Source organism: Microcoleus sp. S13_C3 (assembly GCF_036700905.1).
Lineage (GTDB): Bacteria > Cyanobacteriota > Cyanobacteriia > Cyanobacteriales > Microcoleaceae > Microcoleus.
In genome coordinates, this window is sequence record NZ_JAUBPT010000357.1 from 1 (window position 1) to 1,366 (window position 1,366).

The window sequence follows — 1,366 nt, forward strand, 5'->3', positions numbered from 1 at the left end:
TAGGTCGTGTCACGATGCAATAGGAGCTATCTTTGACAGTATCAGATATAAAGCTAAATACGTGCTGGACGCTGATATTGCCAAATGCTTTGACCGCATTAATCACAAAGCATTACTTGACAAAATCAATACCTATCCGCGACTGAGAAAACAAATTAAGTCGTGGCTTAAAAGCGGGGTATTAGACCAAGGTGAAATCTTTCCGACCGACAAAGGTACGCCACAAGGAGGGGTCATTTCCCCGCTATTGGCTAACATAGCCCTTCACGGAATGGAAGAACGGGTTAAGCAATATGCGGAAACGCTAACAAAAGGATACTTAGGTATCAATAAGAGAGATAAACGAGCATCCCTAAGCTTAATCCGATACGCCGATGACTTTGTGATAATTCACAAAGACATTGACGTGGTAACAACCTGTCAGAAGATAATTGCGGAATGGTTAGGTGACATTGGCTTAGAATTAAAGCCAAGTAAAACAAAATTAACCCACACCCTCAATGAATACAATGGAAATGTTGGGTTTGAGTTTCTAGGGTTCCACATACAACAACATCAGGTAGGTAACTACCGAAGTGCCAGAAGTACAAATGGAATACCACTAGGGTTTAAGACGTTAATCACCCCTTCACAGCCAAAAATTAAAGCTCATCTCTCACGAATAGCTGAAGTAATAGACACTCATAATACCGCCCCACAAGCTGCTTTAATTAGTCGGCTGAATCCAATAATTAGGGGTTGGTCAAATTATTACTCTACAGTAGTAAGTAAGGAAATATTTGGAAAAGTAGATAACCTTACTTACGACAAATTAAGAGCCTGGGCAAAACGACGGGGAAAAGGTAGCATCAACAAAGACAAATACTGGCGTACAGTAGGCGACCGAAATTGGTGTTTCAGCACAGAAGACGGTTTAGAGTTATCCCAACACTCAGCAACGCCAATAGTGAGGCACGCAAAAGTAAAAGGCAACTCAACACCCTATAATGGCAACTGGATTTACTGGAGCAAAAGACGCGGAGAATACCCTGAAACACCAACGAGAGTGGCAACACTTCTTAAAAAACAAAAAGGTAAATGTACCCACTGTGGTTTGTACTTCACACCTACAGACACTGTAGAAGTTGATCATGTCCAACCCCGCTCCCTAAGTGGTAAGGATGAATATATAAACCTCCAACTTCTACACAAACATTGTCACGACACAAAAACGGAAAATGATGGCTCCTTCAAGGGCTACAATGATAACCCGTTTTAAATTGTACCCATAAAAAGGGTGAAGATATCAAGGAGCGGAATGAAGCGAAAGTTTCACGTTCCGTTCTGAAGGAGAGGTAGGGGTAGAAATGCCCCTATCGACTCTAAC

Annotated in this window: 1 protein-coding gene; it reads left to right on the forward strand. The window is 41.8% G+C overall.

Features of this window, described 5'->3' with window-relative positions; all coding sequences use genetic code 11:
* Positions 1 to 1,258, forward strand: a 1,258-nt coding sequence (locus tag QUA16_RS36705) for a reverse transcriptase domain-containing protein (protein WP_333109769.1), incomplete at its 5' end; no start/stop codon positions are given.
* Between the last annotated feature and the right edge of the window lie 108 nt (positions 1,259 to 1,366).